The organism is Halobacteriovorax sp. DPLXC-1 (genome assembly GCF_036903125.1).
GTDB classification, from domain to species: domain Bacteria; phylum Bdellovibrionota; class Bacteriovoracia; order Bacteriovoracales; family Bacteriovoracaceae; genus Halobacteriovorax_A; species Halobacteriovorax_A vibrionivorans.
In genome coordinates, this window is the sequence record NZ_JAYMCO010000001.1 from 719,598 (window position 1) to 743,416 (window position 23,819).

A 23,819-nucleotide genomic window follows, 5' to 3' on the forward strand; every position below is an offset into this window, starting at 1 on the left:
CCTTTAAGGAAGAGGAGAGAAAAGTGGCCGATCAATCATTAGACCCAGATGTAGAGTACTCGCTACTATCAGGACAAGACAAAGCAGCACTTCTGCTTAGTTCTCTTGGTGTAAGTACAACACAACTAATTTTCTCACATATGCGTGATAACGATGTAAAGCGTCTTATCAATGCAATGTCTAATGTTAAGAAAGCTCCTATTTGGATGATCAAGAGAGTTCTAGAGGAATTCTACTCAGAACTTAATGAAGAAAATGATCTACTATTCTCTGATAACTCTTCTCGTGACTTTATCGTAAATGCTCTTGGTGAAGATAGAGCAAAGCAACTACTTGGACAGATTATTGATGTTGGTGCAAATCAAACTCTTGAATCTCTTGAGCTAGTTGATACAAGAACACTTGCAAACTTCTTAATTAATGAGCATCCGCAAACGATTGCTCTTATCATCGCTCACTTATCGGCCGAGAGAAAGGTTGATGTTCTAAGACGACTACCAGAAGGACTTCAGGCCGAGGTTGTATTAAGGGTTGCAAACCTAGACTTCGTTTCGCCTGAACTTATTGCACAACTTGATGATGTTCTTAAGACAGAACTTTCTACTCTTGGAACAATTGATACAAATCAACTTGGTGGTGTTGAGCCTATCGCAGATATGCTTAACCTTATGGATAAGAATTCTGAGAAGAATATCATGGGGCGAGTTGAAGAAAAAGACCCTGAACTTGCTGAAGAGATTCGTAAGCTTATGTTCGTTTTCGAAGACCTTGTCTACGTTGATGATCGTGGTATCCAGGCCCTTCTTAAAGAAGTTGATCAACAAAAACTTGTTATTGCACTTAAAACTGCACCAGAAGAAATACGTTCAAAGCTATTTAGAAATATGTCAAATCGTGCAGCAACTCTTCTACAAGAAGACCTTGATGCTCTTGGGCCAACAAAACTTTCAGATGTTGAAAAAGCTCAAGCAGAAATCGTACATAAATGTAAAGAACTTGAACAACAAGGAAAAGCGTTCATCTCTCGTGGTGGAGACGGCGACGCACTTGTTTAATAATAATTTAATTAGAATGGCGGCTTAATGACCACAGAAGTAAAAGACTATCAATTTCAATCATTTTCTCAGAAACCGATGAATTCGGAAGTTGAGGACTTTGAGTTCCAAGATTTTGAGGGAATGTCTGTACGTGAGATCGAAGAGAAGCAAAAGGTCATTCGCGTTGAAAGACAGCAAGCAAGAGAGACAGGTTTCGACCTTAATCCTATTGTTCATGAAGCACGTGGTATTAGAGCGCAAGAAGATAGTGACTTTGAGCAGGCCGTTAGAGAAGAAGTTGAAAAACGTATTCAACAAGTAAAAGAAGAAGCATATAGAGAAGGACTTGAGCTAGGAAAGGAAGAAGGTCGCAAAGAAGTAAGAGAAGAATTATCAGCTAGTGCTGAAGAAAAAATCTTACTTTTAAATGATATGGTTTCTGAAGTCTTAAGTTCTCGAATTAAGTTACTATCTGCCCAAAAGATGCAAACTTATAATCTATTAAGAACAATTGCAAAATGGGTTGTTTTAAAAGAACTCAAGGATGATGGAGAATATATTGTCCGTTTACTTGAGAAGCTTATTGTCGAGGCCCAAACTAGAGATAACCTACTTATACGTGTTAATGAAAAACACTTTGAGCAAATGCCTGAGGTATTAGAAGTTGTTCAGGAAAAAGTAGGAGAGCTTAAAAATGCCCGTGTTGAAATTGACTTTGATATTGAAGCACCGGGGATCATTGTCGAGTCTTCTAATGGAATTGTTAATGGAAGTCTCAAAACTCAATTAGAGAGTCTTGATAAGTTGTTTGAAGCCGTAGGGCTTGCAAGCGAAGAGGTTGACTCAGATGAATCAGAATAGTCCATTTGAATCGTTAGATTTAGAGGCCATTCACAAGGCCTATGAATATGCAACACCTTACCAAAAGGTAGGGAAGGTTTGTGCATCAAAAGGTATGCTATACGAAGTGAACCTTTCCCGTGCTGTTATTGGTTCTAATGTCGAATTCGTAACAGAGTTTGGTGATCGTTGTTTAGGAGAAGTTGTCTCTATTGATGGGCCAAAGTGTCTAACAATGCCTTATTCTGAAATCTCAGGTATCAATTCTGAAACAAAAGTATTTTTAAAAGAGCTTGTGACAAAAGTAAATGTCGGCGAGCAATATCTTGGTCGCGTTATTGATTTTCAAGGAAATCCTATTGACGGGAAAGGGCCAATTAAGAAATCAAATGAAGTAAGGTCAATCTTTGGGAAACCAATAAATCCGTTAGAGAGGCCACCTATTAGTCAAGTTCTTGATACTGGTGTTAATGCAATTAATGCATTTATGACAGCTGGAAAAGGACAACGCCTTGCTATTATGGCCGGTTCAGGTGTTGGTAAGTCTGTAACACTTGGTATGGTTGCACAAAAGTCTTCGGCCGATGTTAATGTCATTGCTCTAATTGGAGAACGTGGCCGTGAGGTACGTGAATTCATTGAACATGATTTAGGAGAGGAAGGTCTTAAAAAGTCAATCGTTGTTGTTGCAACATCAGATACCTCAGCTCTTATTCGTATGAAAGCTGCATATGTCGCTACAACATTTGCTGAATACTTTAGAGATCAGAATCAAGATGTACTATTAATGATGGATTCAATCACACGTTTTGCGATGGCTTCTCGTGAAATCTCTTTAAGTGCTGGGGATCCTCCAGGTCAAAAAGGTTATACTCCAACAGTATTTGCTCAATTACCAAAATTAATGGAGCGTGCGGGAACGAAAGCTAATGCAGGATCAATCACTGGTATTTATACGGTACTTGTTGAAGGTGGGGATATGGATGAGCCAATTGCTGATGCTGTTCGTGGTATTAGTGACGGACACATTATTCTCTCTCGAGAACTTGCCTCTAAGAACCAATTCCCGGCAATTGATGTTCTTCAATCATTATCAAGGGTAATGAATAAAGTTGTGACAAGTGAGCATCGAGTTGTTGCGGGTCATATGCGTGATCTAATGTCTGCATACCGTGATAATGAAGACCTTATTAATGTTGGTGCCTACGCTAGAGGTTCAAACCCTAAAGTGGATAAGGCAATGATCATAATTGAACAATTAAATGATCTACTTAAACAAATGCAAGGTGAGGATCATTATCAAACGATCGAAGAACTTTATGATTCGATGGTAGGTTTAGCTAAATATGCTGAAGAAGCCTATCAGTCAGATGATGAGGAATAAATAAATGCGTCGTAAGAAGTTTAAATTAGATGGACTATTAAAACTACGAGAGTTTAACGAGCAAAGAGTTAAGCTTGAACTAGGGCAGATTAATAGTGAAAAAGGAAGACTTCTTGAAAAGATTGCTAAATGTAAGCAGGATATTGAAGAAACCTATAAAGCTCAAGAAGCTTTTTTAGAAACATATACTCCTGGTAGAAATGCACAATTCTTCCCAATGTTTATTCAGTCAAAAAGAGAAGAAATTAAAGTGTTAGAAAACCAGCTTCACGCTGTTGATAGAGCTTACCAAGAAAAGATTAAAGAGCTATCAGTTGCAAAAGGTGAAGTTAAAGTTATTGATAATTTAAAACAAGACTTTGAAACAAAACAAAATAAAGAAATCGAAAAGAAACGCCAAGAGGCCATTGATGAATTAATGATGGCCAAAAGACACTCTAAGAAATTGGCCGGAGAACTATAAATGAAAGCATTATTACTAAGTACTTTATTAGTTTTTTCATTAAATACAAAAGCTGAAGATAAAAAGATCTACACTCAAGAAGAGTTCGATAAAGCTCTTGATGCAGCTATTGAAAAGAAAATGAAAAGAATTGGACGTGGTAAGCTCGTTGAGTTTTCTCAAGAACTTCTCAAAAAAGAACAGAATCTTGAACAAAGAGAAAAGGCTTTAAAGAATCAACAGAATCAAATTGCTGTTAATCAGAAGGAGCTTGAAGGGCGTATTCAAGAGTTTAAAAAATACCAAACAAACTTCTTATCTTGTCTTGATAAGAAAGACTCAGATGAGAGTAAGCGTGTTATCCATATGGTTGATGTTGTTTCAAATATGAGACCACAAACAGCAGCTGATCTATTGTCACAACAAGACCCATCGATTTCGATAAAGATTTTAGGTGAACTTGATCCAGTTAAGGTATCGAAAATCTTTAATATGATGGATAAAGAGATCTCGGCACGTCTTCAAAAGCAATACATGACCATGAAGAAGTAGGGTAAAACTTTCCTTGGTTAATTTTTTTCTAATTTTATGTAAAGATATTGCAAAGCGTTAATTAAAAAAGGAATATAATGCTTAAAAACTTACTAGGACAAAATTCACAGGTTAAGGCCAGCAAAGGAAAGGGTGCTAATGATGCAAACTCTCTGAAAGCGTCTAACTTATTGGATAAGTCAGGTAAGGGACTAACAGCACAAGAGAAAAAAGGGTTGAATAAGGAGTTCTCTAAACTTCTTAACGAGGGTCAACCTAGGGGAAAAAATAAAGGACAAAATAACTTTTTGGCCACGAATGTAGCAAAAGAAATTCGTCCTAATTTAAAAGATTCAAGTAAGGCCAATTTAGCTCAAAATGCTAAACAGGGCATAGAATCTGAATCACTTAATCAGCTTTCTAAAAAGGCTAATTCTGCTCTAAAATCAACACCAAAGTCTTTATTTTCTACTATAAGTAATCAGGCAAATGCTCCAAAAAGTGATATTGATAGCGTTCTTGATACTAAGAATATTGTTTCATTACAAAAGGCCAAAACTGTTTTAGCAAATCGCAAAACACAGGGAAGCCAGAAAGAAACATTACTGACAGATAAAGATTTACCTAGAGTTGCTTCAAAAGGGATCAAGTCTCAGGCTGAGCTTGGAACAAATACTAAGGCTGTCTTAGATGATATTTCAAAAACGGATTCATCTGTTAAAAATGATGTACTTTTAAGAATGCCAAATAAGAGCCTTGAAAAGGGAAAAGCATCAAAGCTTAACCTTAGTCATCAAACATCAGATGCATTTGTTGCAAACCGCTCTTTTGCTGGAAATAATCAAGTTAAGAATATGGCCAATAATATTGGCTTAAATAAGTTTTCAAAAGAAGCGAACCTTAAGAATGACTCATTAATCAAAGTAAAACCTGAAACAATGAAGTCTTCACAAAATTCTGTTTCTCTTGAGGATATTCTAGGCCAAGAAACACCAAAGTCTGAAAACCGCTCTAGTTCTCTTCAAAATAATCTAATAGGAGCACTTGGAGCAGATAATTCAGCTTCAAACTTTAAGGCCCAGATTAATCTTGCAAAAGCTCCAGAGGTCCTTGATTTATCAGCAGTAACAAACTCGGATCAAATTATTCAAGAAGTGACAAATTACATTGAAATGAATCGCATTGAAAATGGAAAGTCTCTTCAAATGTTAGTTAAGCATGATCAATTAGGTCACTTTAATATTACAGCAAATAAAGAGATGAATGGAATGGTTGCCCTAAATATTGAAGCGCAATCAGTAGAAGCAAAAGAGTTCTTTAAAGAGAATGAAGTAAAGCTTCTTAAAAACCTAGATATGAAAGGTATCCGTGTTGCAGATTTTAAAATTCAAACAGCAACATCAGGACAAATGAGTGACACAGCTTCACAATCTGATTCTTTCAATAAAGAGAAAAAAGACTCTGAAAGAAGATTTGACGCACAAGCGGACAAAATCTCCACTTTAGAAAATAGTGGAAATGAGTTTGATTCTGCGAGACAATTAGATAGTGAAGATTCTTTAACATTTGATAAGAATGCTAGAGAGCGCCGTCAACAAAGATGGCAAGAATATAGTCAACGAATAGGTGCATAATGCCAGAAATTGGAAAACCACAACAGAGAAATTCATTTTCACAGGTGCGAATGGCCCCACGCCAGACTTCTGGTAATACAAATGCCAACGCAAATGTAGGTGAGCGTCTTAACCGCATAGCCGGAAATGATGTTGGTGAACAAAAATTCGTTGATGCAAAAGAACACAATAAAATGGGACAAGAAGGTTTCCTAAAACTTCTTTCTCATCAGTTAACACATCAAGATCCGATGAAGCCGATGGATCAAAAACAACTATCAGCTGACCTTGCACAATTCTCTCAATTAGAGCAGATGACAAATATGAATCAAAAGCTTGATAATATGGGTAAGAATGACCCACAGGAGCTAAAGTTTTTTGGTGCAAGTTTTCTTGGTAAAGAAGTTTTAACAAGAGGTTCCTCTGTTAGTTATGATGGGCAGTCTTTTTCAAAAGATATTCCTTTCTTTATCGACAAAGAAGCAAAGAATGTAATCGTAAATATTTACGATAAAAATAAACAACTCATTGGAAAAGTTGAAGCTGAAAATCTTGGAAGAGGACAACACACTCTTGCATGGAATGGCCGTCAACTTGATAATACCAGAGCAGCTAAAGGCGACTATCGTCTTGAAGTTTGGGCCTTTGATAAGGACATGAATAAATTTAAAGCTGAAACTAAATCGACTGGTATTGTAAACGGTGTTGATTTTGAAAATGGTGAGACTGTTTTTACATTACAAAATGGAAATAAAGTTTTTCTTCGTGACGTAGATAGCTTTAAGCTCCCTAATAATGGGCAGCTTGGTAAAAGTGGTACAAATTCTGCCGCGTTGCAAAAACAAATGTTAAAAAATTATAATAATATTAACGAATCCACTAACCAATAATTGGAAATAAATGGGAACTAAAGACATTTCAAATTTTCATATTCCAAATGTAAGCCAGGTCCCTGGTTCGAAGAAAGTTGATCTTCGTAACCGTCTTGGTAATGTTGGTGGAAACGAAGCGGCTCAATCTGAGTTTAAGAACTTATTAAACGATCAGATCTCAAACGAAAAGATTAATAGGGCCCACCAAATTGATCAGCTTGCACAAACTCAAGCTGAACATGGAATCAAGTTATCTACTCATGCAGCCAAGAGACTACAAGAGAGAAATATTCACGTTGATTCAAATGAATTTTTTAAGCTAAAGGATGCTTTCCAGAAACTTCAAAGTAAGGGTGGAAAAGATTCTTTAGTGATTACAGATAAAGCAGCTTATATCGTTGACGTACCAGGCAAGAAGGTTGTTACGGCCATCGATAAAGGAAGTATAGAGAGTAACGTTTTTACAAAAATTGATTCGACTGTATTGGTTTAAGATTTAATTAGCTGGTCCTAACGGAAGCTTAGTGTTTGCCTGTCGTTGTAAGCACATCAAAAAATCTTCACTCCATTTAGTCGTCTTAAGATCTAAACATTTAGATTTTGTTTTTAGTCTAGGAGGGACGAATGAGTATTTTACGATCTTTTAACATTGGTGTATCTGGTTTAAGCGCTTCAGGAGCGGGAATGAACGTTGTTTCAGATAACATTTCAAACGCTGGAACAAATGGTTTCAAAGCTTCACGTGCAGAATTCCAAGATGTACTTGCCGTTTCTCTTAAAGGTATTGAGGGTGGTGACCAATTTGGTGCTGGTACAAAACTAGCTCACATTAAGCCAATGATGACTCAAGGTGATGTTGCAAGAACTGAGTCAATTACTGACCTTGCAATTCAAGGTGATGGTTTCTTTAAAGTTAAAGCTCCATTTGGAAATGGGTTTACAAGAGATGGATCAATGCACTTTAACAAAGACGGTGAGCTTGTTAATAGTGATGGTTATAAAGTTCTTGGTTTTAAATCTAATGAAGATGGTGTTCTAACGAACAAAGAAGGTGAGATCAAGCTTGGAAATACAACGATCCCAGCTCAAGCAACAGAGAAGGTTAAGCTTTCAATGAACCTAGACTCAAGAGCTTCAGTAAAAGAATTCGATCCAAATAATCCAGAAGAAACTTCAAACTTTTCTTCTTCAATTACAGTATACGATAATGTAGGTACAGCTCGTCTTGTAACTGCATACTATAATAAAACAGCAGATAACAACTGGACATATAGAATTATGGCAGACGGTGCGGATGCTCAAGGTGGTGTTGCTGGAACAATGGTACAAATGGCAGAAGGTCAACTTGTATTCAATGACAAAGGGCAATTACAAGAAGAAATCGAAACATCTAACTCTTTCAACTTTAATAAAGGTGCAAGACAAGATCAGAAAATTTCATTTTCATGGGGTGAATCAATCTCTGAAGGTGGAGATGGTACAGATGCTTCTACTCAGTATGGTTCTGGTTCAGCTGTTGCAAGACACACTCAAGATGGTGCTTCAGCAGCAACTCTTGGATCTCTATCATTCAACGATGATGGTATCCTTACAGCAGTTTATGATAATGGTGAAACAAGAGATATTGCTCAAATCGCTATTGCAAAATTTGATAATAATGAAGGTCTTTTCAAAATGGGGAAAAACCTTTTCAAAGAATCTAAAAACTCTGGTCAACCAGCAATGGGGAAACCAGGTGAAGCGGGACGTGGACAAGTTCTTTCAAAGTCGATTGAGCTTTCAAACGTTGATATCGCAAGTGAATTCGTTAATTTAATGACTTCTCAAAGAAACTTCCAAGCTAATGCGAAGACGATCTCAACTGCAGACAAAATGATGCAAGAGATCTTCAGAATCAAAGGCTAATAATACTCAAAATACTTCCTAATGCTAAGAAAAGAAAGGCCCTCGATTGAGGGCCTTTTTTATTTGTGAATAATTAGTTTCTACGATGGCGTCTTTCTTTAAAGACATGTGCACGACAACTTGCATGCATGATATTTGGATGATTCCTAGGCCCTGAGAATCGTTGAAAATCAAAGCTTGGAACTTCACATCCGAACTGACACTTATAATTGAATACTCTTTGAAATCCATTCGTGTATGTAATTGTGTACTGATAGTCGATAACAGACATACGTCTATGTGAATCGTTATAAATCTCACAATTTACAAATGGTCCCCAATTAATTTGTCCATCAATTACGCGATGGCGCTCTTCTTGGGCCCAGATTTTTTGTGTGAGAAAAAGTAGTAGTGCTAGGCAAAGTAGCTTTTTCATAAAAGTCCCTCTTTATTCAAAATAACTTATATAAAAATGCTAGGAGAGTTTTAAAACTATGGCAAGTAAACCTGAGTTAACTCTATGACGCATACCTTACTGATTAAGAAGTCGATCGGCCTTGATTGTTAGACCAACGTTTTCTCTTGTCACCTTGCAGTATATTTTTGTGCCTTTAAATTGCTCTTCTTTCCACATGTCTTGGTAGTCATTCCATTCACTATCAGCGAAGAATTGATCAAAGAATGCACCGATAGAATCCACAAGGCCTTCTAGTAGCTTTGTATGATCTGCGTCATCAGCTAGGTCCATCGACGCAAAATATGTTGTTGCAGGAGCCGCTTCATTTGTAGCATCAACAAGGGAAGCGATAACAAGAACTTCACCTTTGTATAATTGGCCATATATTTCAAAAACCTTACTGGCGTCGACTAACTCATTGCGATATGTATCCTGAAGAAGTTCAAGTACTGAATCTGCCCATTCATTTGGTAGATCAATTAAAAACGGCCCATTTGTTCTTGAAAGCATTCGTATATCCTTTGAGTAGGGTGCTAATAAGTATTAAATCAATAGAAGATAATTAACAACGCACTATTTGTGTGTCAATATATCTGGACTTTAAATAAGATTAAATCAAAGGAGACAATAATGAGTGTTTATATCCTTTCTGGAGCAAGAACTCCAAGTGGAAGCTTTTTAAGTTCGCTAGCACAAGTAAAAGCGACTCAGCTAGGTGCAACTGCAATTGAATCAGCAGTTGAGAAAGCTGGTATCGCAAAAGATAAAGTTGATGAAGTATTTATGGGTAACGTTGTTCAGGCCGGTGTGGGTCAAGCTCCTGCTCGCCAAGCTGCTATTTTTGCAGGACTAAGTGAAGCAACTCCATGTACGACAATTAATAAAGTATGCGGATCGGGAATGAAGACAATCATCTCTGGTGCTCAGTCAATTATGACAGGTGATAACCAAGTTGTTGTTGCTGGTGGTATGGAAAATATGTCACAAGCTCCTCACTTACTAATGAATTCTAGAACTGGTGTTGCAAAGTTTGGTGCAGCAGAAGTTAAAGATGCTATGCAGTGGGATGGACTTTGGGATGTTTACTCTGACCAACCAATGGGAAGTTGTGCTGAAGAGTGTACAGAAAAGTATAACCTTTCAAGAGAAGCTCAAGATGCTTACTCAATTGAATCTTTTAAAAGAGCACAAGCTGCAATCGAAGCTGGAATCTTTAAAGATGAGATCGCTCCAGTAACAATTAAGGGCCGTAAAGGTGATACTGTTGTTTCTGAAGATGAAGGACCATTTAAAGCAAAATTCGATAAGATTCCTGCTCTTAGGCCAGCATTCAAAAAAGATGGAACAATTACTGCTGCTAATGCTTCAACAATTAATGATGGAGCTGCCGCTGTTGTTCTTGCTGGTGAAGAATATAAAGACCAAGCTGATTTTAAAATCGTAGGTTGGGCATCACACGCTCAAGCACCAACTTGGTTTACAACTGCTCCAATTGAAGCAATGAAGAAGAATCTTGAAAAAACTGGATTAAATATCTCTGATATTGATGTATTTGAAATCAATGAAGCATTTGCTGCAGTTCCAATGGCCGCAATGGAAGAGATGGGTATTGATCACGCAAAACTTAATATCTATGGTTCTGGTGTATCTCTTGGACATCCAATTGGAACTTCTGGAACACGTATTGTTGTGACACTTATGACAGCAATGAAAAATAAAGATGCAAAATACGGACTAGCTTCTATTTGCATTGGGGGCGGTGAAGCCTTATCATTAATACTAGAAAAAATTAAATAAATTTGCAGGACTTTCATGGTCCTGCTTTTTAAGTAGGACTATGGATGGCCCAAACGCAAAAGCAACATAAATCTGGTATCGTACGTTTCAAAGCAGGTGAAGTTCTCTTCAACCAAAACGATCCAGCAGACTCACTCTACATTATTCAAAAAGGTCAAATTAGACTCTATATCCCAAAGGGACAGGGTTTTGTTGAAATTGCCATTCTTCGCGCAGGTGAGGTTATTGGTGAGATGGCATACTTTGATGAAAAGGGGTCTCGTCGTAGTTGTTCTGCTGCTGCGATAGTACCTACTGATGTTGTTCGTGTAACCTTTGCAGCATTTGATAAAACAATGCAAGGTCTAAATCCTTGGTTTAAAACAATCGTTAATACTCTTGCAGATCGATTAAGAAAAACAAATGATCGTGTAAAGCAACTTGAAACCAACTCTGTCGGTTTTGGAAAAGATGGAAAAGTCGGAGAGTACGTTTTCTTTCATACAACTGATGTATTAAGAATTCTTGCGGGAATTTATCTTTCTTCTAAAGTACATGCACAAAAGGGTGAAGACGGTGCACATCGAATTCATATGAATTCGATTCGCTATTACCTCTTTGATATTTTTGGTGTTGCTGAGATTAAGTTTGAAGAAATGATAGAGCTTCTAAAGCGTGAGGGAATTATAGTGATGGAAGCTGATAAAGATGGCCAAGAAAAATTGGTGAAAATTCCTGATCTTGATTCATTAAGGCTTATTGTTGCTTATGTTAATGGTGAAAAAGTTAAAACAGATGATAAGAAAACTAAAACCACACGTAAGTGTAATATGATCCTTTCTCGTATGAAAGCCCAGCTTCTTGCTAAGAATGTGACAAGCGGAAAAGCTTCTATAAATTTGAGTGCCATCATTGATGAATTAAAAGAAGGACAGGCCATTGTAAATTCAGGTGATCTGAAACCTGCCATTGTCTCTGGTATTGTGGAAGATATTCTTGTTGATGATCAAGGTAATATGACAAATATGGTAAATGTTGATTCACTTTTTAAGATGCTTCCTGGTCTTGTTTTTCAAGATGCTTGGCAAAGAATTAATGAAGAGAAGTCAGGCAATAGTTACTAAAACTATTCTCCAGTTGGGTAGAAGTTAACTTCAACATTAGCACCATCACTATAAACTGCACTTCCGTAGAGTTTTAAGAAGTAACCCGATTTGATTACAGAAGGGTATGCTGGAGTTGTATCTGATTCAGAAACGACTCTAATATTAAAGTTTGAGAAGTATTGAGGCTCTGAACCATTCATCATAAGCTTCCAACCATTTGAGGAACTCTCAGAAATTGTACTTCCATTAATCTTTAATGATATCGAACCTAATTGTGGTTTTGCATCCAAGTGAACATAACCATAAAATTTCTTAGGTGCTTCATAGTAGTATTGAATTGATTCTGGGTAAGTAAGTCTAGCATTTCCATGTAGTTGGATCATATGTCCTGTCTGAGGCTCTCCCGCTGTTGGTTCATAACGAGTATCTTTATTCGTCATAACACCGCGATATGTAAAACCACTTCCGGAACCTGTGTACTCAGGAATATTTACACCTGATTTTGTCAGAACAATTGTATCAGGATCAACTAATTTATTAGGATCTGCAATTTTAATGAAGTTATACTTATGGGCAATAATGGCATCATCAATAGCGCTATTAACAGAGCTAAATAACGATCTAAAGCTAGTATTACAAATATCTACTTGATCACCATTTGTTACTGAAGCAGGAATAAACGGATATCCACCCGTTAAGTTTGTATAGGCCGTACTTAAGACAGATTGACTTGCTTTTCGGTAAATCCAATTCTTTTCTCCATCTCCAACTTGTGGACAAGATGATGAACCAGGCTCAGCAGCTGCTGTAATTGAAATTAATCTCATCATTGTTGAATTTAGACGGTAGCTTCCAACTCCACTACAGCTAGCATTATATGTTGGATTTTTTGCCCCTGAATGAAAAGAGCCATCATAATTTCCACGCATACAAAGTAGGTCGTGTACTTTACCTTTCATATATTCTTCTGCAACAGGATGATTTCCTGGAAGGCTATATCCTGTCGTATTCCAATTACTACTATCTTCATTAGACATGAGAATAATTAATGTATAGGCTTCGTCTCTAAAGACACCATTTGATTGATTATTTTTAATAAGGTCATTGATTCTTTGGAGACCGGCCTCTCCTGTTCCACCTGCTGGTGGAAATTGACCAATCACTGTAGAGGCTTGATGTTTCGAAATATTTTGAACACCGCCACCTGGTGAGGTTCCATCTTTTGAAAAGAAATATGTCCCGGCATTTACTCCACCACTTGAGACAAGCGGGGCAAGCATGACATGATAATCAAATCTTTCTGAAATATTATTTACGACATTATTTAGGGCCGCTTTTGTATTGTTATTAATGAATGTTGAACTAGATGTGTTGTCCCATACGAAGAGTAGGTCAACAGGTGGTTGAACGTAAGTAAAGCTTGTTCCAACTGTGCCAGCTCCAGTCTCTGTTTGTGGAGTGCTAAAACCATTAGAATTCTTTGGTGTTGCGAATTCTTCTTTTGCACATGAGGCCATTAAAATAAATGTTACAACCATTAATAACTTTTTCATCAACTAACTTATCGGTTTTAGTTTAAGAAAACTTAAAGAAAATTTCGGCCCCTTTTACTTAAGTATTCAAAAGCATTTAATGGTGGGAAAACGGCAATATTTGTCATGAATTTAGTTAATGATATCAAGAGGTTAAAATAGAAAAGTCTAATAAAATGGAGATTTAAATGGCGCAATGGTATTACGTTGAAAAAGGTGAGAGGGTAGGCCCCGTTGAAAATAGTGAAATTGAAAACCTTTTCAATAGTGGAAAGCTTAATGCTGAAAGTTATGTTTGGACAAAAGGTTATGATAATTGGAAGCATATCTCAGAAGCAACTGAGCTTGGTTATCTTTTGAATGAAAAAGTAGAAGATGCGCTACCTCCAGAATTAGATATGCCGCCAGTCATTGATGATCAAAATGTCGTGCTTTATAGTTGGGATGATCTGAAAGAAGACGAAAAGATTATTACAATTAAAATTGGTCAAGATCGTGGTGTTGATGAAGAAGTCGAATATGGCCCATTTAGTATAATTGATCTTCAAAGGGCCTATCAGCAAAATCGTATTAATGAAAAAACTCTTGCTTATATTCCTGGTGAAAATGAATGGTCTTATATTGCAAATACTCCAATTGCAAAAAAAATCTTTGGTAAAGCACCTCCTTTAATTACTGAAAGTGATGATGAAAGAAGAGAAAGCCGTCGTAAACCATTTGTTGCAAGAATGTTCTTTCATGATTCTCAACAAGTATTTGAAGGTGTTTGTCGCGATATTTCAGTTGGTGGAATGCAAGTTCTTGTCTCTAATTTTCCGTTTAATGTTGGTGATGAAATTACTTTAAATGTACATCCAGAAAATTCAAATTACCACTTTGTTGCTTCAGGACTAGTTGTAAGACATTTAAGAGATAATCAAGGCTTTGCTTTACGATTTGTTAATCTTTCAGATGAAGCTGAAGATTCGATTCAAAAGTATGTAGGCTAATCCTTTATGAAGAGTTCGATTTATATTCGAGAATATTACGCGACTAAAGAGCCTCGTAATAATAAATCGAAAAAAAATATCATTCTCTTTCACGATATTGGTGGTGGCCATTATACTTTTGAAAATCTAATTCCATTAATGAATGATGAAGGAATTAATGTCGTTACATTCGATTACCTTGGGCATGGATTAAGTTCTGGTACACGTGGACATTTTGAAAGTATCGAGCAAATTAAAGGCTTCTTAACAGAATTACACACATCTAGTCAGATTGCTCAGTCTGAAGAAGTTTATACTTTATCAATTAATCAGGGAGCATTAGTGGCCTTGTATTATGCAACTTTATTTGAAAATGTTGCAGGAAATATATTTATCAATCCACGCTTAAGAGTTGAGTTAGATAAGAAATTTTCAACTGATTTATTTAAGAGCATACCGCTTCCAATTTCTAAACTTCAGCTGAATTTACGCAAACAAAGTAGTGACTTAACAGCAAATGGATTTATTACAAAAAAGTCGTTAATCACGTTAAATAAGCTATTAAAGAAAGTACAATTAGACATTTACTTTATGAAATGTCGAAATCTTATTTTTAGTAGTGATCGAAATAGTATTATATTTGAGACATTAATGAGCGAATTCCACGATGAAGTGGAGGTTCCAGAGATGAATTCAATTAAAATGATAAAAAAACAAGACATTATTTTTAAAGAAACTTATAATTGGTTATATGAAAATTAAATTTTTAAATCTGATATTAATTGCTCTGCTTTTTTCATGCGGTAATATGACAAAGAATTTCGTTAAGAAAGGGGATGCCTACATCAAGGGGGGAACTGCCGGTGGTGAGCCTTGGAGAGACTCTCTTAAGTTTCAGCGTATTTCTTGGTATTCAGATTTAAATTTAATGTATGACGTTTTCCTGGCCAAAATTGACCAAGATTCAAAGTTTTGGAAGTGGTTTTCTGAAAGTGAATCGAGAAGATTACAGAAGTGTCATGCTGTTTATATCATGATCGACTTTAGCCTAGATTCAGATCGCATCTCACATTCAATGTTCTACAATCAAATCCTTTCAGATGACTTAACAGACATCGTAACAAATGACTTTGATTTGGCCCTGACAAATCATCCTGACTACAATAAATTTTTCTTGGCCCTCTATAAAACAAAAACTCTTTGTGCATCTCGTGATATCGGTGACTTAGAGATTAGTTTTCCTAATTACAGAACCAGAATTTTACATTTTTAGTTAATTTCTTCTCTAAAGTTAAACTATTAAAGTTCCGATAAATTGTTGAGGAGCTTTAGTAATGAGTGAAGAAAAGAAATTTGAAAGATTTGGCCGCTACCTAATTCTAGATCATCTAGTTGATGGTGGAATGGCAAAAATTTGTCGTGCAAGATTCCTTGGTGAACAGGCCGATAAAATCGTTGCGATTAAAATGGTCCAACCACAATTCTCTTCTGATGAGGCATTTCAACAAATGTTTATGGATGAGATTAAGACGACCTTTGGTCTTCTACATCCTAATATTGTGCAAACTTATGATTATGGTTTTCACAATAATCAATTATTCGTAGCAATGGAATATTGTGATGGACGTAACTTAAAGCAGTATATTGATAAGCTTAAAGAACACAATTACGTCTTTCCTGTTGAAATTTCAGTTTTCATTACGATTCAAGCAGCTCAAGGGCTCCACTACGCTCATACATTCACTGATAAACTAACAGGTAAGCCTGCTAATATTATCCACCGTGATATTTCTCCTCATAATATCATGCTAACTTTTGATGGATCTGTTAAAGTTATCGACTTTGGTATTGCAAAGTCTGAAACAAACTCTGAAGCAACTCAAGCCGGAACTATTAAAGGTAAACTTTCATATTTAGCACCAGAATATTTAGATGGATTAGATCTTGATCCAAGATATGACTTATTTGCAACTGCTATTACACTTTGGGAAATGCTTTGCTCTAGAAAGCTTTTCAAAGCTTCAAATGACTTAGCAGTACTTAAAAAGATTCAAGAGTGTAAGATTCCAGTTCCATCATCTATTAATCCGATGGTTCCAAAAGAACTTGATAAAATCATTCTTAAGGCCCTACATAAAGATCGTAGCAAGCGTTATCAATCTCTAGAGGAATTTGCTAGGGCATTAAATAAATTTCTATACTCAACATATCCTGATTTCAACTCTTCAGATTTATCATATTTTGCAAAAGAGTTATTTAAGGATGAGATTAAGACAGATCGTGAAAGAATGTTTGAATTTGGACAGATCGATTTAGGTCCATATATCAAAGATTATAAGGCAGAGAGTGAAGGTGGAGCACCTTCTCAATCGAGTGGCCCTCAGAATAATTCTGCTAAAAAGAGAAAGCAAAAAGAAGCTCTCTTTGAGTTAGATATTGATGAGCAGACAGATATTCAAGTTGAAGGATCAATGCCTAAGCTTGATTTAGCCTCTAAAACGTCTAAAACAAAAATTAATACAATTGATATTAAATCCAATAAAACCAGCGCTGGTACGAAAATTAAACGTATCAAAAAGAAGAAAAAACCAGTTAAGAAGAAAAAGTCTTATTTCATTCACGTTGCTTCGATCGCTGCTCTTGCTGTTGGTGTTTATTTTGCTAAAGACCAGATTCCTTTCTTAGGTGATAAGCCAGTTGAGAATACTAAGCAGGCCGAGGTCGCAAAAGAAGGCTCAAAGAGAGAGCCAACAAGTAGTGTGAAATCTACGTTAACTTTAAAGAACTTTAATAGAAATAAAGATAAGCTCTATATTAATGGTGAACAAAAAGAAGTTGATGTTCTTAATCGCATTAAGTTATCAACTAACGAATTGATGACGATTAGAGTAGAAAAGAGTGGAAGAGAGCACTTCATTATCCACGATATTAGTCTTCAAGAAGGTGAGTCTCGAAGTATAAAGGTCGAGTCTATGCCGATTGCATACTATGGATATCTACAAACGAGTTCAGCTTGTTTAGTAGGAAAAGTTAGCTTTGAATTATTCGGTGAACAACGAGAAGAGAAGCTTCCAATTCGCTTTGTTCCAGGAATTCCACTTGCTACTGGGATAGATGCACAAGGGGATAGTGTCCCTAAGGAATATGAAGTTACAGTTGAAAGTGCTAAAAGCTCTGTTCCTTATCGTGTGAAGTTTGAGATCTCTAACTCAAAAGTTGTTGATCTATGTAAATTACTATAATGGTTTTCTGCTGTGCTACCCAAGAAATTGGGAGTGACCTATACGTGAGATTATTAAATAGAAGATGGCCCGTTATCGGGCCATTTTTATTATCTTGAAATTGCTTTAATTAATGTAGCTAGAATTGATTCTTGTAACTTCGAAATAGAAGAGATATTTGCCATAACCAAGAATGGGCTTTTATAGATATTTCCACAAACAGTTAGCTGACCTTTATTCTCATCGTATTCAACAATTTGAAAAGGATTAACGAATTCTGATTCAAAGTGCTTCATAAGTTTCTCTTCGAATTCTTTTCCCTTTGTTGGATTTGGTACTCTCTCTCCATCAATTGTTATATGAACCAGGACTTTTTTGTCATTATTCTTTGATGCGTTTTCAATATCATTATAAATAAACTTAAGCTTACTTGCTCCAAGATTCACTTTGAAAATATGCCATAGTTCTTCAAAAAATGCAGTTCGATCATTTGGCCAAAGTGCTTTTAGATGATCAACGACTTCAAATAATTCATCCAGAAGAACAATATTATTTTGTAGGACCCAGTTTCCAGACACCTTCTCAAAGAGTTGAGCAAGATTCTCATTTGATTCTGATTCAAATTGATCTGGCCCGTTAAAGAAGTTTTGTGTCTCTTGCACTGGAGTGTGCTTAGATTCCTTAGTTAGGAAATTATGTATACTTTCTTCTTCAAGTTGCTCAGGATTGTAGAAAATGCAGTCAAATTTTTCATTTGATAACTCATCGAAATCCACAACTTTACTCTTTGAAGTGTTTCCAAGTTGTCTAATAATGATTTGATTCTGATTCTTGATGAAACCAATTTGGCGTTGCATTAAGTCCTCTCTCTGTCGTTGTATTCAAAGATATTAGCGAATTTACTTGCGATACGTCAATGTCGAGAGGCCCTTTGTGGCCTTATCTGCTCAAGATTTAACTAGAATAGGGGAATAATATGGATAGTATTGTTTCATTTATGGGAGTTGCTATAATTGACATATGTTGTCGATAAAAAGAATTCTCGCATTTTCAGCTTTATTACCACTTGTGTCAGTCAACGCACAAGATGCTTGGTTGTTTAAAGAATATTATGATGCAAAGAATGAGAAGAAAGAGGTTTCAAAAGATAAGGACCATTACGTTAAGAAATCAGCTCTTTATCAAATTGATCTCAATGGTGACTTTCGAAGAGAATATATTGGCACTAAGATAGTGGATGGGATACCACATCTTACAATTTATAATATAAATCGTGAGCAGATATTTAATTATAAATTTCCAATTTCTGGTTTTGATTCGTATATATATCGTATAAGACGTCGAAAAATTAATAATGATAAAATGGCGATTCTTTTTTACTTATATGATGGAAAGACTAGTTATATTGATAAATACGGCTCTTCATCTCTTTGGGCGATGGTTGTTGAAAATGGAAGTCTTAAAAACCTAGAAATAAAAGAGCTAGGAAAAATTTGGACTGAAAATACCGATAACTATGGTCATTATAAGAGAGCACATCATGTAAACTTTAAAGATGTTAATAGCGATGGTCAGCTAGATTTAATTATATCTAGTGGCTCTGTTCACAAGTATTTTTCACATATAAAGGGAGTTAAATGGCGTAACTTATGACGCCTTTTTAATATCTTCTTTTTCTTGTTCTTCTCTTTTATCAGCTAAACTTGTTACATTCGACTTATCTGGTGCATGTGCATCAGTCTTAAGCTTATCTGCATACGAATCTTTATTAGCTCTAAAGAACGTATATGCACTAACAAATACTGGTAAGAGGATAAAGAATAGATAGAGTAGATTCTCTGAAGTTTTTGATTCTGTATATGACTCAACTTTTAAAAGATCTGAGTTATGTGTTCTTTCTTCTTTTTGGCCAGAAGGCTTTCTAGCTGGAGAAAAATCATAACCTTTGGCCTTAGACGGTTCAACTTCCTTATATTCTTCAATTGAAGATTCAAATGTATCTTCTACCGCTGGCTTTCTTGCGAAAGAGAATTGTGATGAAAGATATAAAAGTGAAATGGCCAATACTAATTTATTCATTTTATCTCCGTCCTAGAAGTGGTTGAATCCACACAGTTATTTTATCATTTTATAGAAGAGAGTTTGAGGTGGTAATCTTGGCCTCTCTGGTTTTTAGAAAGATTCTATAATTGAGCCGATTAAGTTCACAAATTACTAATATTGCTTAGAAAATAATGAACATCGCCTAAGATATATTCGCAAAATTCCGATGATTAACTATATGAAAGCAAAGAAGCCGAGTCCCTTGGTCGGATAATGTGTTGATTAAGTTTGAAAGGGGAACTTAAGAAGTGAATCAGTTAAAGAAATATGTTACATCAGTTCGAGTCGATCCGGATAAGATCGAAAAGGACTTTTTAGATTTTTGTAAGTCTTTTACAATGCGATTCATTGCCTCAATATTTCTTTTTAAAAAGAGAAAGGGTGAGGTTGTTTCTGGAGCTACGACTTTTTTCACCATCTTAAGTTTTGGGCCAGCTGTGATGATTTTAATATCAATCGTTGGTGCTTTCTTAAATGATAACGATGTCGCTAAAAATCATATCATATCAATGATTTTTTCTAACTTTCCACAGGTTGATAGTTCGATCTTAAGCGCTGTAAGAGAGGTTGTCGAAGAACAGATTAGAAGTCCGTATGTCGATTGGCATCAGCTCGTATTATGGTTCTTTGCTTGTCTTGGTATCAGCACTTCATTTATTTTTGGTATCAATACATTGTCAAAAGTTGATATCGATGGTGGAATGATTCAGGATGATTTACGCTCAGCTTTCTTTGGTATTTTCTTGGCCCTATTCTTTTTGGCCCTAGCATTCTTAAATGAGAAAAACCTCGTTGTAGGCTTATTAAGTGAAGTAACACAACATGCAAGTACGTTTTATTATATTATTGAGCTCTCTATACTGCCATTTACAATCTTAACCTTTGGATTAGTTTACAAATTCTCTACCCAAATTAAGGTTAGCTACAAAGATGCTCTATGTGGTGCAGCTGTTTTTATGATGTGCTTCTTTGCCGGAAAATCTACATATTGGATATATTTACGTTATTTTAAAGAAGATCTAATTCAAGACTATGGGAGCTTTTATAACCTTTTAGTCGCTATGATCTGGATATATTTTATCATATGCTCATTTTATCTAGGAGCATGTTATACTTATGTACCAAAGATAAAGATTTTTAATAATAAGAAAAGAAGGTCGCGTTGAGAAAGGAAGATGCAATCATATTAATGTGTCATGAAGTTTGTGAGGACTTGCACATCAATAAGGTTCTAAGAAAGAACTTCTTTGCATATTTCTATTCATGGGTTTTCTTATCATATAATGAAGTCGAGAAGAAAGTTGATGAGCTTGATAAGTCTCAAAACTTCTTTGATCGCTGGAAAAGCTCATTTAAGTATCTAAATTCAATCTGTGATTACGAGGAAAAACTTCAGCTCTTTAGTCGTTTATTTGAAATTTTCGCAGTTAAACTTAAAAACTCCAAAGCTCCTAAAGTATTACATGAAGCCTTTGTATCATTAGAGATAAAAGATAAGGACTTTGAAAATCTTAAGGACACTTTCTATAAAATACAGTATTTTAGAAAATCAGGATTAAGAGACTATTCAAATGCTCTTTTATTTTCTTTAATGATTTCTTATTCAAATGATGGGGTTTTAGATGAGTCTGAGTTTTCGTATTTAAGAAACTTATTAAGATCGATATGTGATCATATGCCAAATATACCAATTCATTCTTTTGATATTAAAAATGTATTAGCAGTAAATGCTTACTCTGAAGAAGAAATCAAGAAGCTTTCTCAAGAAGTTATCGCTGCAATTAAATCAGATGGTAACGTTGATAGAAAAGAATTGGCCGCTATGAAGTCTGTTATTAAGAAAATGCATCTAGGTGAATTTCATGATGATGAGTGGGAGACAATTGCTCCATTCTTATCTCTCATAATTCTACTTGCAGATGGTGAAATCTCTGAGAAAGAAGAGGATTGGTTCTTAAGTCATTATAAGGGCTTTGAAATCAAAACAATTGAGCAAGCTTTTTGGTTACATAGCATTTTGATTCAATCACCTAAAGTATTCAAAGATAATTATAAGTTCATCAAAACAATTTCCGGTAGCAAAGGACCATTATTTGATATGACAAATATGTTATTTCTAACCTTTGCAAAACACTTCTTATCACTTGATCAGAAGAGAATCGATGTACTTGCTGACTTTTTCAAAGATGGTAGAGAAAAAGATGTAATAAAAGATATCGATGAGATTGTTGCAGGAAAAGTTGTTGAAGAAGAAATTCTTTTAATTATAAACCTTGTCTTAAATGACCGTTATGATCTAAATAAGATTAATGAGTATTTAAATCAAAAGTATATTGAGAGAGTTTTTAAAGGGATTAAGAAAGAGGACTCAAAGCTTAAGTATTTAGCGATCTGTCATATTATCTTTGCAGATGAAGAGATCAGTTCTTCTGAGTATAAAGCTCTCTGGGATTCATTTAAAGAGTCTCGACTTGATCCTGAGTTACTTGAAACGGTACTATATGACTTTTCTTTATGTCGTATGAAAATTTATAAGATGGATAAGTATTATAAGTACCTATCTTAGTCTAATGTCTTTTTAAAAATCTTCATTTTATAATCGATACCTAGAATTTCCTTAGGCCCTAGATCAATCCAAATATTATCACCAGAGAGTGGTTCACTTGAAAAAATTAAGTGATTAACAAAGCCTGTTTTAGTTGGTGCTTCACATTCTGGAGAGTAACTACTACAAGTATCGCGATCAAGACATTTATTCTTGTATGTTGAGTAGTAGAGCTTCTTTCCACCATTAAATGCTAACATTAGATTCCCATTCGTAATAATGAATGAAACGAAGTTTTCTGTCGGTGGAGCATCTTCATCAAAGTTTAAATCACCAACAATCTCTATTAGCTCATTAATTGCTTCGTTAATAATATTTGTAAACTCTTCGATATTTATTTCTTCAGCACTTAAATTGATATCTTTTGAGACCTTACTAAGTATGAAATAGAAGAGGGTTTCACTATCAGTGGTTCCTAGAATAAACTTTTGAAAATACTCAGGGATATGTTCAATAATTTTTTCTCTGTGCTTATCAAAGTTTTTAATATTTCCGTTATGGGCAAAAGTCCAGTGGCCATATTGAAATGGGTGAGTGTTTAGAATATTGGTTTCCCCAATAGTTGCCTTTCTTATGTGACCTAATACTGTTTGTGAAGAAACGACGCCAGATACCTTTTTAAAGATCTTATCTTCCAAGGCAGCAGATGTGGATTTGATAATATGTGGAGAGTTTCTAACATAGTATGCGACTCCCCAGCCGTGTGGATGTTCACGACTTTGCACTTCAAGGGCATTATCGGCCTGAACTAGACTTTGGTGAACTTGACTTAATATTACTGATCTAAATCCAAATAATCGACACATAGAAAATTCCTTATTCTATGTGTCTGATCGGATTTATCTGATAAAATTTAAAGTTGAACGCACATTTCTTCGGATAGACTCAATTTTTTCCTCTTCTGAGAAGTGAGCAACCTCTTTATTCATCATCTTCACAAAAGAAGACTGAGAAACTAAAGAGATAATGATTATATTGTGCATAATATTTCTAGCGGCCCATAGAAGAAGGGTCTCTTCTCCCTTGAAATCGATCTCTTTCCTAATCATCTCCATGAGAATCTCTGTTCCTGGAGGACCTTTTTGTTCACCCGAACATGATTTAGGAATAATATCTTCTTCTAAGGGAAGATTATTTACTAGAAACATCTTCATTGAATTATAGAAAGTGTTACTTTCTTTTTCAAAGTGAGAGTAGATTCTAACAGCACAATCTTCAGTTGATGTTGCAACAGAGTAGAGTTCTGTGAATTGAGACCTTAAGGTTTCAATATTGTGATTTAATACCTCAGCAAAAAGACCTACCTTAGATTTAAAGTGGTAATTAATAGCAGATATATTTACGTCTGCTCCTTTTGCAATATCACGAACAGAAGTATTATCGTAGCCACTGTCTGCAAATAACTGACTTGCTACTTGTAATATGGTTTCTTTAGTTGAAATAGTCAT

The 23,819-nt window shown here is 35.5% G+C and carries 25 protein-coding genes; 18 read left to right on the plus strand and 7 right to left on the minus strand.

The genetic code is table 11. The annotated features are described in order from the left end of the window. Window positions 1-23 precede the first annotated feature (23 nt). The 9 genes from fliG to VCM44_RS03530 all read left to right on the plus strand — a co-directional run bounded on the left by fliG (window position 24) and on the right by VCM44_RS03530 (window position 8,624). Window positions 24-1,055: a flagellar motor switch protein FliG gene (fliG, locus tag VCM44_RS03490; protein ID WP_114705581.1), complete on the plus strand. Its 1,032-nt coding sequence runs from the start codon at window positions 24-26 to the stop codon at window positions 1,053-1,055. 27 nt (window positions 1,056-1,082) lie between these two features. Further along, on the plus strand, window positions 1,083-1,898 hold the full coding sequence (locus VCM44_RS03495; RefSeq protein ID WP_114705580.1) for a FliH/SctL family protein: 816 nt from the start codon (window positions 1,083-1,085) through the stop codon (window positions 1,896-1,898). Further along, complete coding sequence (locus VCM44_RS03500) at window positions 1,885-3,261, plus strand: FliI/YscN family ATPase (RefSeq protein ID WP_114705579.1); 1,377 nt, start codon at window positions 1,885-1,887, stop codon at window positions 3,259-3,261. Before VCM44_RS03495 ends, VCM44_RS03500 begins: the two co-directional genes overlap by 14 nt. Window positions 3,262-3,265: 4 nt before the next feature. Next, window positions 3,266-3,724, plus strand: coding sequence for a flagellar FliJ family protein (locus VCM44_RS03505; RefSeq protein ID WP_114705578.1), 459 nt, complete (start codon window positions 3,266-3,268; stop codon window positions 3,722-3,724). After that, window positions 3,725-4,255 carry a MotE family protein gene (locus VCM44_RS03510; RefSeq protein WP_334678026.1) on the plus strand — a complete coding sequence of 177 codons (531 nt, stop codon included), beginning with the start codon at window positions 3,725-3,727 and terminating at the stop codon, window positions 4,253-4,255. A gap of 77 nt (window positions 4,256-4,332) precedes the next feature. Next, entirely contained in the window at window positions 4,333-5,868 is a 1,536-nt protein-coding gene (locus tag VCM44_RS03515) for a hypothetical protein (RefSeq protein ID WP_120405374.1), read from the plus strand. Beyond that, the gene (locus tag VCM44_RS03520) at window positions 5,868-6,737 is read left to right on the plus strand and encodes a flagellar hook assembly protein FlgD (RefSeq protein ID WP_120405373.1); all 870 of its coding nucleotides are present in this window, start codon (window positions 5,868-5,870) and stop codon (window positions 6,735-6,737) included. Before VCM44_RS03515 ends, VCM44_RS03520 begins: the two co-directional genes overlap by 1 nt. A 10-nt stretch (window positions 6,738-6,747) precedes the next feature. Then, on the plus strand, window positions 6,748-7,212 hold the full coding sequence (locus VCM44_RS03525; RefSeq protein ID WP_114705574.1) for a TIGR02530 family flagellar biosynthesis protein: 465 nt from the start codon (window positions 6,748-6,750) through the stop codon (window positions 7,210-7,212). A 131-nt stretch (window positions 7,213-7,343) separates the two neighbouring features. Then, window positions 7,344-8,624 carry a flagellar hook protein FlgE gene (locus VCM44_RS03530; RefSeq protein WP_114705573.1) on the plus strand — a complete coding sequence of 427 codons (1,281 nt, stop codon included), beginning with the start codon at window positions 7,344-7,346 and terminating at the stop codon, window positions 8,622-8,624. Between the two features lie 73 nt (window positions 8,625-8,697). On the opposite strand, the gene VCM44_RS03535 is transcribed toward VCM44_RS03530, so the two are convergent. Continuing rightward, complete coding sequence (locus tag VCM44_RS03535; RefSeq protein WP_334678027.1) at window positions 8,698-9,039, minus strand: hypothetical protein; 342 nt, start codon at window positions 9,037-9,039, stop codon at window positions 8,698-8,700. 96 nt (window positions 9,040-9,135) lie between these two features. Further along, window positions 9,136-9,570 carry a hypothetical protein gene (locus VCM44_RS03540; protein ID WP_114705571.1) on the minus strand — a complete coding sequence of 145 codons (435 nt, stop codon included), beginning with the start codon at window positions 9,568-9,570 and terminating at the stop codon, window positions 9,136-9,138. A 120-nt stretch (window positions 9,571-9,690) separates the two neighbouring features. Between VCM44_RS03540 and VCM44_RS03545 the strand changes: the two genes are divergently transcribed. Then, entirely contained in the window at window positions 9,691-10,857 is a 1,167-nt protein-coding gene (locus tag VCM44_RS03545; RefSeq protein ID WP_334678028.1) for a thiolase family protein, read from the plus strand. Between the two features lie 44 nt (window positions 10,858-10,901). Continuing rightward, complete coding sequence (locus tag VCM44_RS03550; RefSeq protein WP_334678029.1) at window positions 10,902-11,960, plus strand: Crp/Fnr family transcriptional regulator; 1,059 nt, start codon at window positions 10,902-10,904, stop codon at window positions 11,958-11,960. Window positions 11,961-11,962: 2 nt separating this feature from the next. Here VCM44_RS03550 and VCM44_RS03555 read toward each other — a convergent pair whose 3' ends face one another. After that, entirely contained in the window at window positions 11,963-13,495 is a 1,533-nt protein-coding gene (locus tag VCM44_RS03555) for a hypothetical protein (protein WP_334678030.1), read from the minus strand. A gap of 167 nt (window positions 13,496-13,662) precedes the next feature. Between VCM44_RS03555 and VCM44_RS03560 the strand changes: the two genes are divergently transcribed. The 4 genes from VCM44_RS03560 to VCM44_RS03575 all read left to right on the plus strand — a co-directional run bounded on the left by VCM44_RS03560 (window position 13,663) and on the right by VCM44_RS03575 (window position 17,684). Further along, window positions 13,663-14,463, plus strand: coding sequence for a GYF domain-containing protein (locus VCM44_RS03560; protein WP_120405367.1), 801 nt, complete (start codon window positions 13,663-13,665; stop codon window positions 14,461-14,463). A 6-nt stretch (window positions 14,464-14,469) separates the two neighbouring features. Further along, window positions 14,470-15,204 (plus strand): alpha/beta fold hydrolase, encoded by a 735-nt coding sequence (locus VCM44_RS03565; RefSeq protein WP_114705566.1) that lies wholly within the window; start codon window positions 14,470-14,472, stop codon window positions 15,202-15,204. A 46-nt stretch (window positions 15,205-15,250) separates the two neighbouring features. After that, entirely contained in the window at window positions 15,251-15,715 is a 465-nt protein-coding gene (locus VCM44_RS03570) for a hypothetical protein (protein ID WP_334678031.1), read from the plus strand. A gap of 61 nt (window positions 15,716-15,776) precedes the next feature. Further along, complete coding sequence (locus tag VCM44_RS03575; protein WP_334678032.1) at window positions 15,777-17,684, plus strand: serine/threonine protein kinase; 1,908 nt, start codon at window positions 15,777-15,779, stop codon at window positions 17,682-17,684. Between the two features lie 89 nt (window positions 17,685-17,773). On the opposite strand, the gene VCM44_RS03580 is transcribed toward VCM44_RS03575, so the two are convergent. Continuing rightward, window positions 17,774-18,520, minus strand: a complete 747-nt coding sequence (locus VCM44_RS03580) for a hypothetical protein (protein ID WP_334678033.1) — start codon at window positions 18,518-18,520, stop codon at window positions 17,774-17,776. Window positions 18,521-18,683: 163 nt separating this feature from the next. Here VCM44_RS03580 and VCM44_RS03585 point away from each other — a divergent pair, with 163 nt between their 5' ends. Further along, complete coding sequence (locus tag VCM44_RS03585; protein ID WP_334678034.1) at window positions 18,684-19,316, plus strand: hypothetical protein; 633 nt, start codon at window positions 18,684-18,686, stop codon at window positions 19,314-19,316. Here the strand turns inward: VCM44_RS03585 and VCM44_RS03590 are convergent. After that, window positions 19,311-19,742 (minus strand): hypothetical protein, encoded by a 432-nt coding sequence (locus VCM44_RS03590; RefSeq protein ID WP_114705561.1) that lies wholly within the window; start codon window positions 19,740-19,742, stop codon window positions 19,311-19,313. The genes VCM44_RS03585 and VCM44_RS03590 overlap by 6 nt on opposite strands. Before the next feature lie 272 nt (window positions 19,743-20,014). Between VCM44_RS03590 and VCM44_RS03595 the strand changes: the two genes are divergently transcribed. Together VCM44_RS03595 and VCM44_RS03600 are read left to right on the plus strand one after the other, a co-directional pair. Further along, window positions 20,015-20,932, plus strand: coding sequence for a YihY/virulence factor BrkB family protein (locus VCM44_RS03595; protein ID WP_114705560.1), 918 nt, complete (start codon window positions 20,015-20,017; stop codon window positions 20,930-20,932). Continuing rightward, complete coding sequence (locus VCM44_RS03600; protein ID WP_334678035.1) at window positions 20,929-22,332, plus strand: hypothetical protein; 1,404 nt, start codon at window positions 20,929-20,931, stop codon at window positions 22,330-22,332. The genes VCM44_RS03595 and VCM44_RS03600 overlap by 4 nt, the downstream gene beginning before the upstream one ends. Here the strand turns inward: VCM44_RS03600 and VCM44_RS03605 are convergent. Then, complete coding sequence (locus tag VCM44_RS03605; protein WP_334678036.1) at window positions 22,329-23,177, minus strand: class II glutamine amidotransferase; 849 nt, start codon at window positions 23,175-23,177, stop codon at window positions 22,329-22,331. The genes VCM44_RS03600 and VCM44_RS03605 overlap by 4 nt on opposite strands. Before the next feature lie 33 nt (window positions 23,178-23,210). Further along, window positions 23,211-23,819, minus strand: coding sequence for a TetR/AcrR family transcriptional regulator (locus tag VCM44_RS03610; protein ID WP_114705557.1), 609 nt, complete (start codon window positions 23,817-23,819; stop codon window positions 23,211-23,213).

What these genes read in the sequence shown, in the direction of transcription:
- VCM44_RS03555 (WP_334678030.1), bottom strand. Translation starts at nt 13,495, where the DNA reads ATGAAAAAGTTATTAATGGTTGTAACATTTATTTTAATGGCCTCATGT.
- VCM44_RS03545 (WP_334678028.1), top strand. Translation starts at nt 9,691, where the DNA reads ATGAGTGTTTATATCCTTTCTGGAGCAAGAACTCCAAGTGGAAGCTTT.
- VCM44_RS03530 (WP_114705573.1), top strand. Translation starts at nt 7,344, where the DNA reads ATGAGTATTTTACGATCTTTTAACATTGGTGTATCTGGTTTAAGCGCT.
- VCM44_RS03505 (WP_114705578.1), top strand. Translation starts at nt 3,266, where the DNA reads ATGCGTCGTAAGAAGTTTAAATTAGATGGACTATTAAAACTACGAGAG.
- VCM44_RS03590 (WP_114705561.1), bottom strand. Translation starts at nt 19,742, where the DNA reads ATGAATAAATTAGTATTGGCCATTTCACTTTTATATCTTTCATCACAA.
- VCM44_RS03500 (WP_114705579.1), top strand. Translation starts at nt 1,885, where the DNA reads ATGAATCAGAATAGTCCATTTGAATCGTTAGATTTAGAGGCCATTCAC.
- VCM44_RS03580 (WP_334678033.1), bottom strand. Translation starts at nt 18,520, where the DNA reads ATGCAACGCCAAATTGGTTTCATCAAGAATCAGAATCAAATCATTATT.
- VCM44_RS03605 (WP_334678036.1), bottom strand. Translation starts at nt 23,177, where the DNA reads ATGTGTCGATTATTTGGATTTAGATCAGTAATATTAAGTCAAGTTCAC.
- VCM44_RS03565 (WP_114705566.1), top strand. Translation starts at nt 14,470, where the DNA reads ATGAAGAGTTCGATTTATATTCGAGAATATTACGCGACTAAAGAGCCT.
- VCM44_RS03515 (WP_120405374.1), top strand. Translation starts at nt 4,333, where the DNA reads ATGCTTAAAAACTTACTAGGACAAAATTCACAGGTTAAGGCCAGCAAA.
- VCM44_RS03575 (WP_334678032.1), top strand. Translation starts at nt 15,777, where the DNA reads ATGAGTGAAGAAAAGAAATTTGAAAGATTTGGCCGCTACCTAATTCTA.
- VCM44_RS03520 (WP_120405373.1), top strand. Translation starts at nt 5,868, where the DNA reads ATGCCAGAAATTGGAAAACCACAACAGAGAAATTCATTTTCACAGGTG.
- VCM44_RS03510 (WP_334678026.1), top strand. Translation starts at nt 3,725, where the DNA reads ATGAAAGCATTATTACTAAGTACTTTATTAGTTTTTTCATTAAATACA.
- VCM44_RS03560 (WP_120405367.1), top strand. Translation starts at nt 13,663, where the DNA reads ATGGCGCAATGGTATTACGTTGAAAAAGGTGAGAGGGTAGGCCCCGTT.
- VCM44_RS03550 (WP_334678029.1), top strand. Translation starts at nt 10,902, where the DNA reads ATGGCCCAAACGCAAAAGCAACATAAATCTGGTATCGTACGTTTCAAA.
- VCM44_RS03610 (WP_114705557.1), bottom strand. Translation starts at nt 23,819, where the DNA reads ATGACTATTTCAACTAAAGAAACCATATTACAAGTAGCAAGTCAGTTA.
- VCM44_RS03540 (WP_114705571.1), bottom strand. Translation starts at nt 9,570, where the DNA reads ATGCTTTCAAGAACAAATGGGCCGTTTTTAATTGATCTACCAAATGAA.
- VCM44_RS03495 (WP_114705580.1), top strand. Translation starts at nt 1,083, where the DNA reads ATGACCACAGAAGTAAAAGACTATCAATTTCAATCATTTTCTCAGAAA.
- VCM44_RS03525 (WP_114705574.1), top strand. Translation starts at nt 6,748, where the DNA reads ATGGGAACTAAAGACATTTCAAATTTTCATATTCCAAATGTAAGCCAG.
- VCM44_RS03570 (WP_334678031.1), top strand. Translation starts at nt 15,251, where the DNA reads ATGACAAAGAATTTCGTTAAGAAAGGGGATGCCTACATCAAGGGGGGA.
- VCM44_RS03585 (WP_334678034.1), top strand. Translation starts at nt 18,684, where the DNA reads ATGTTGTCGATAAAAAGAATTCTCGCATTTTCAGCTTTATTACCACTT.
- VCM44_RS03535 (WP_334678027.1), bottom strand. Translation starts at nt 9,039, where the DNA reads ATGAAAAAGCTACTTTGCCTAGCACTACTACTTTTTCTCACACAAAAA.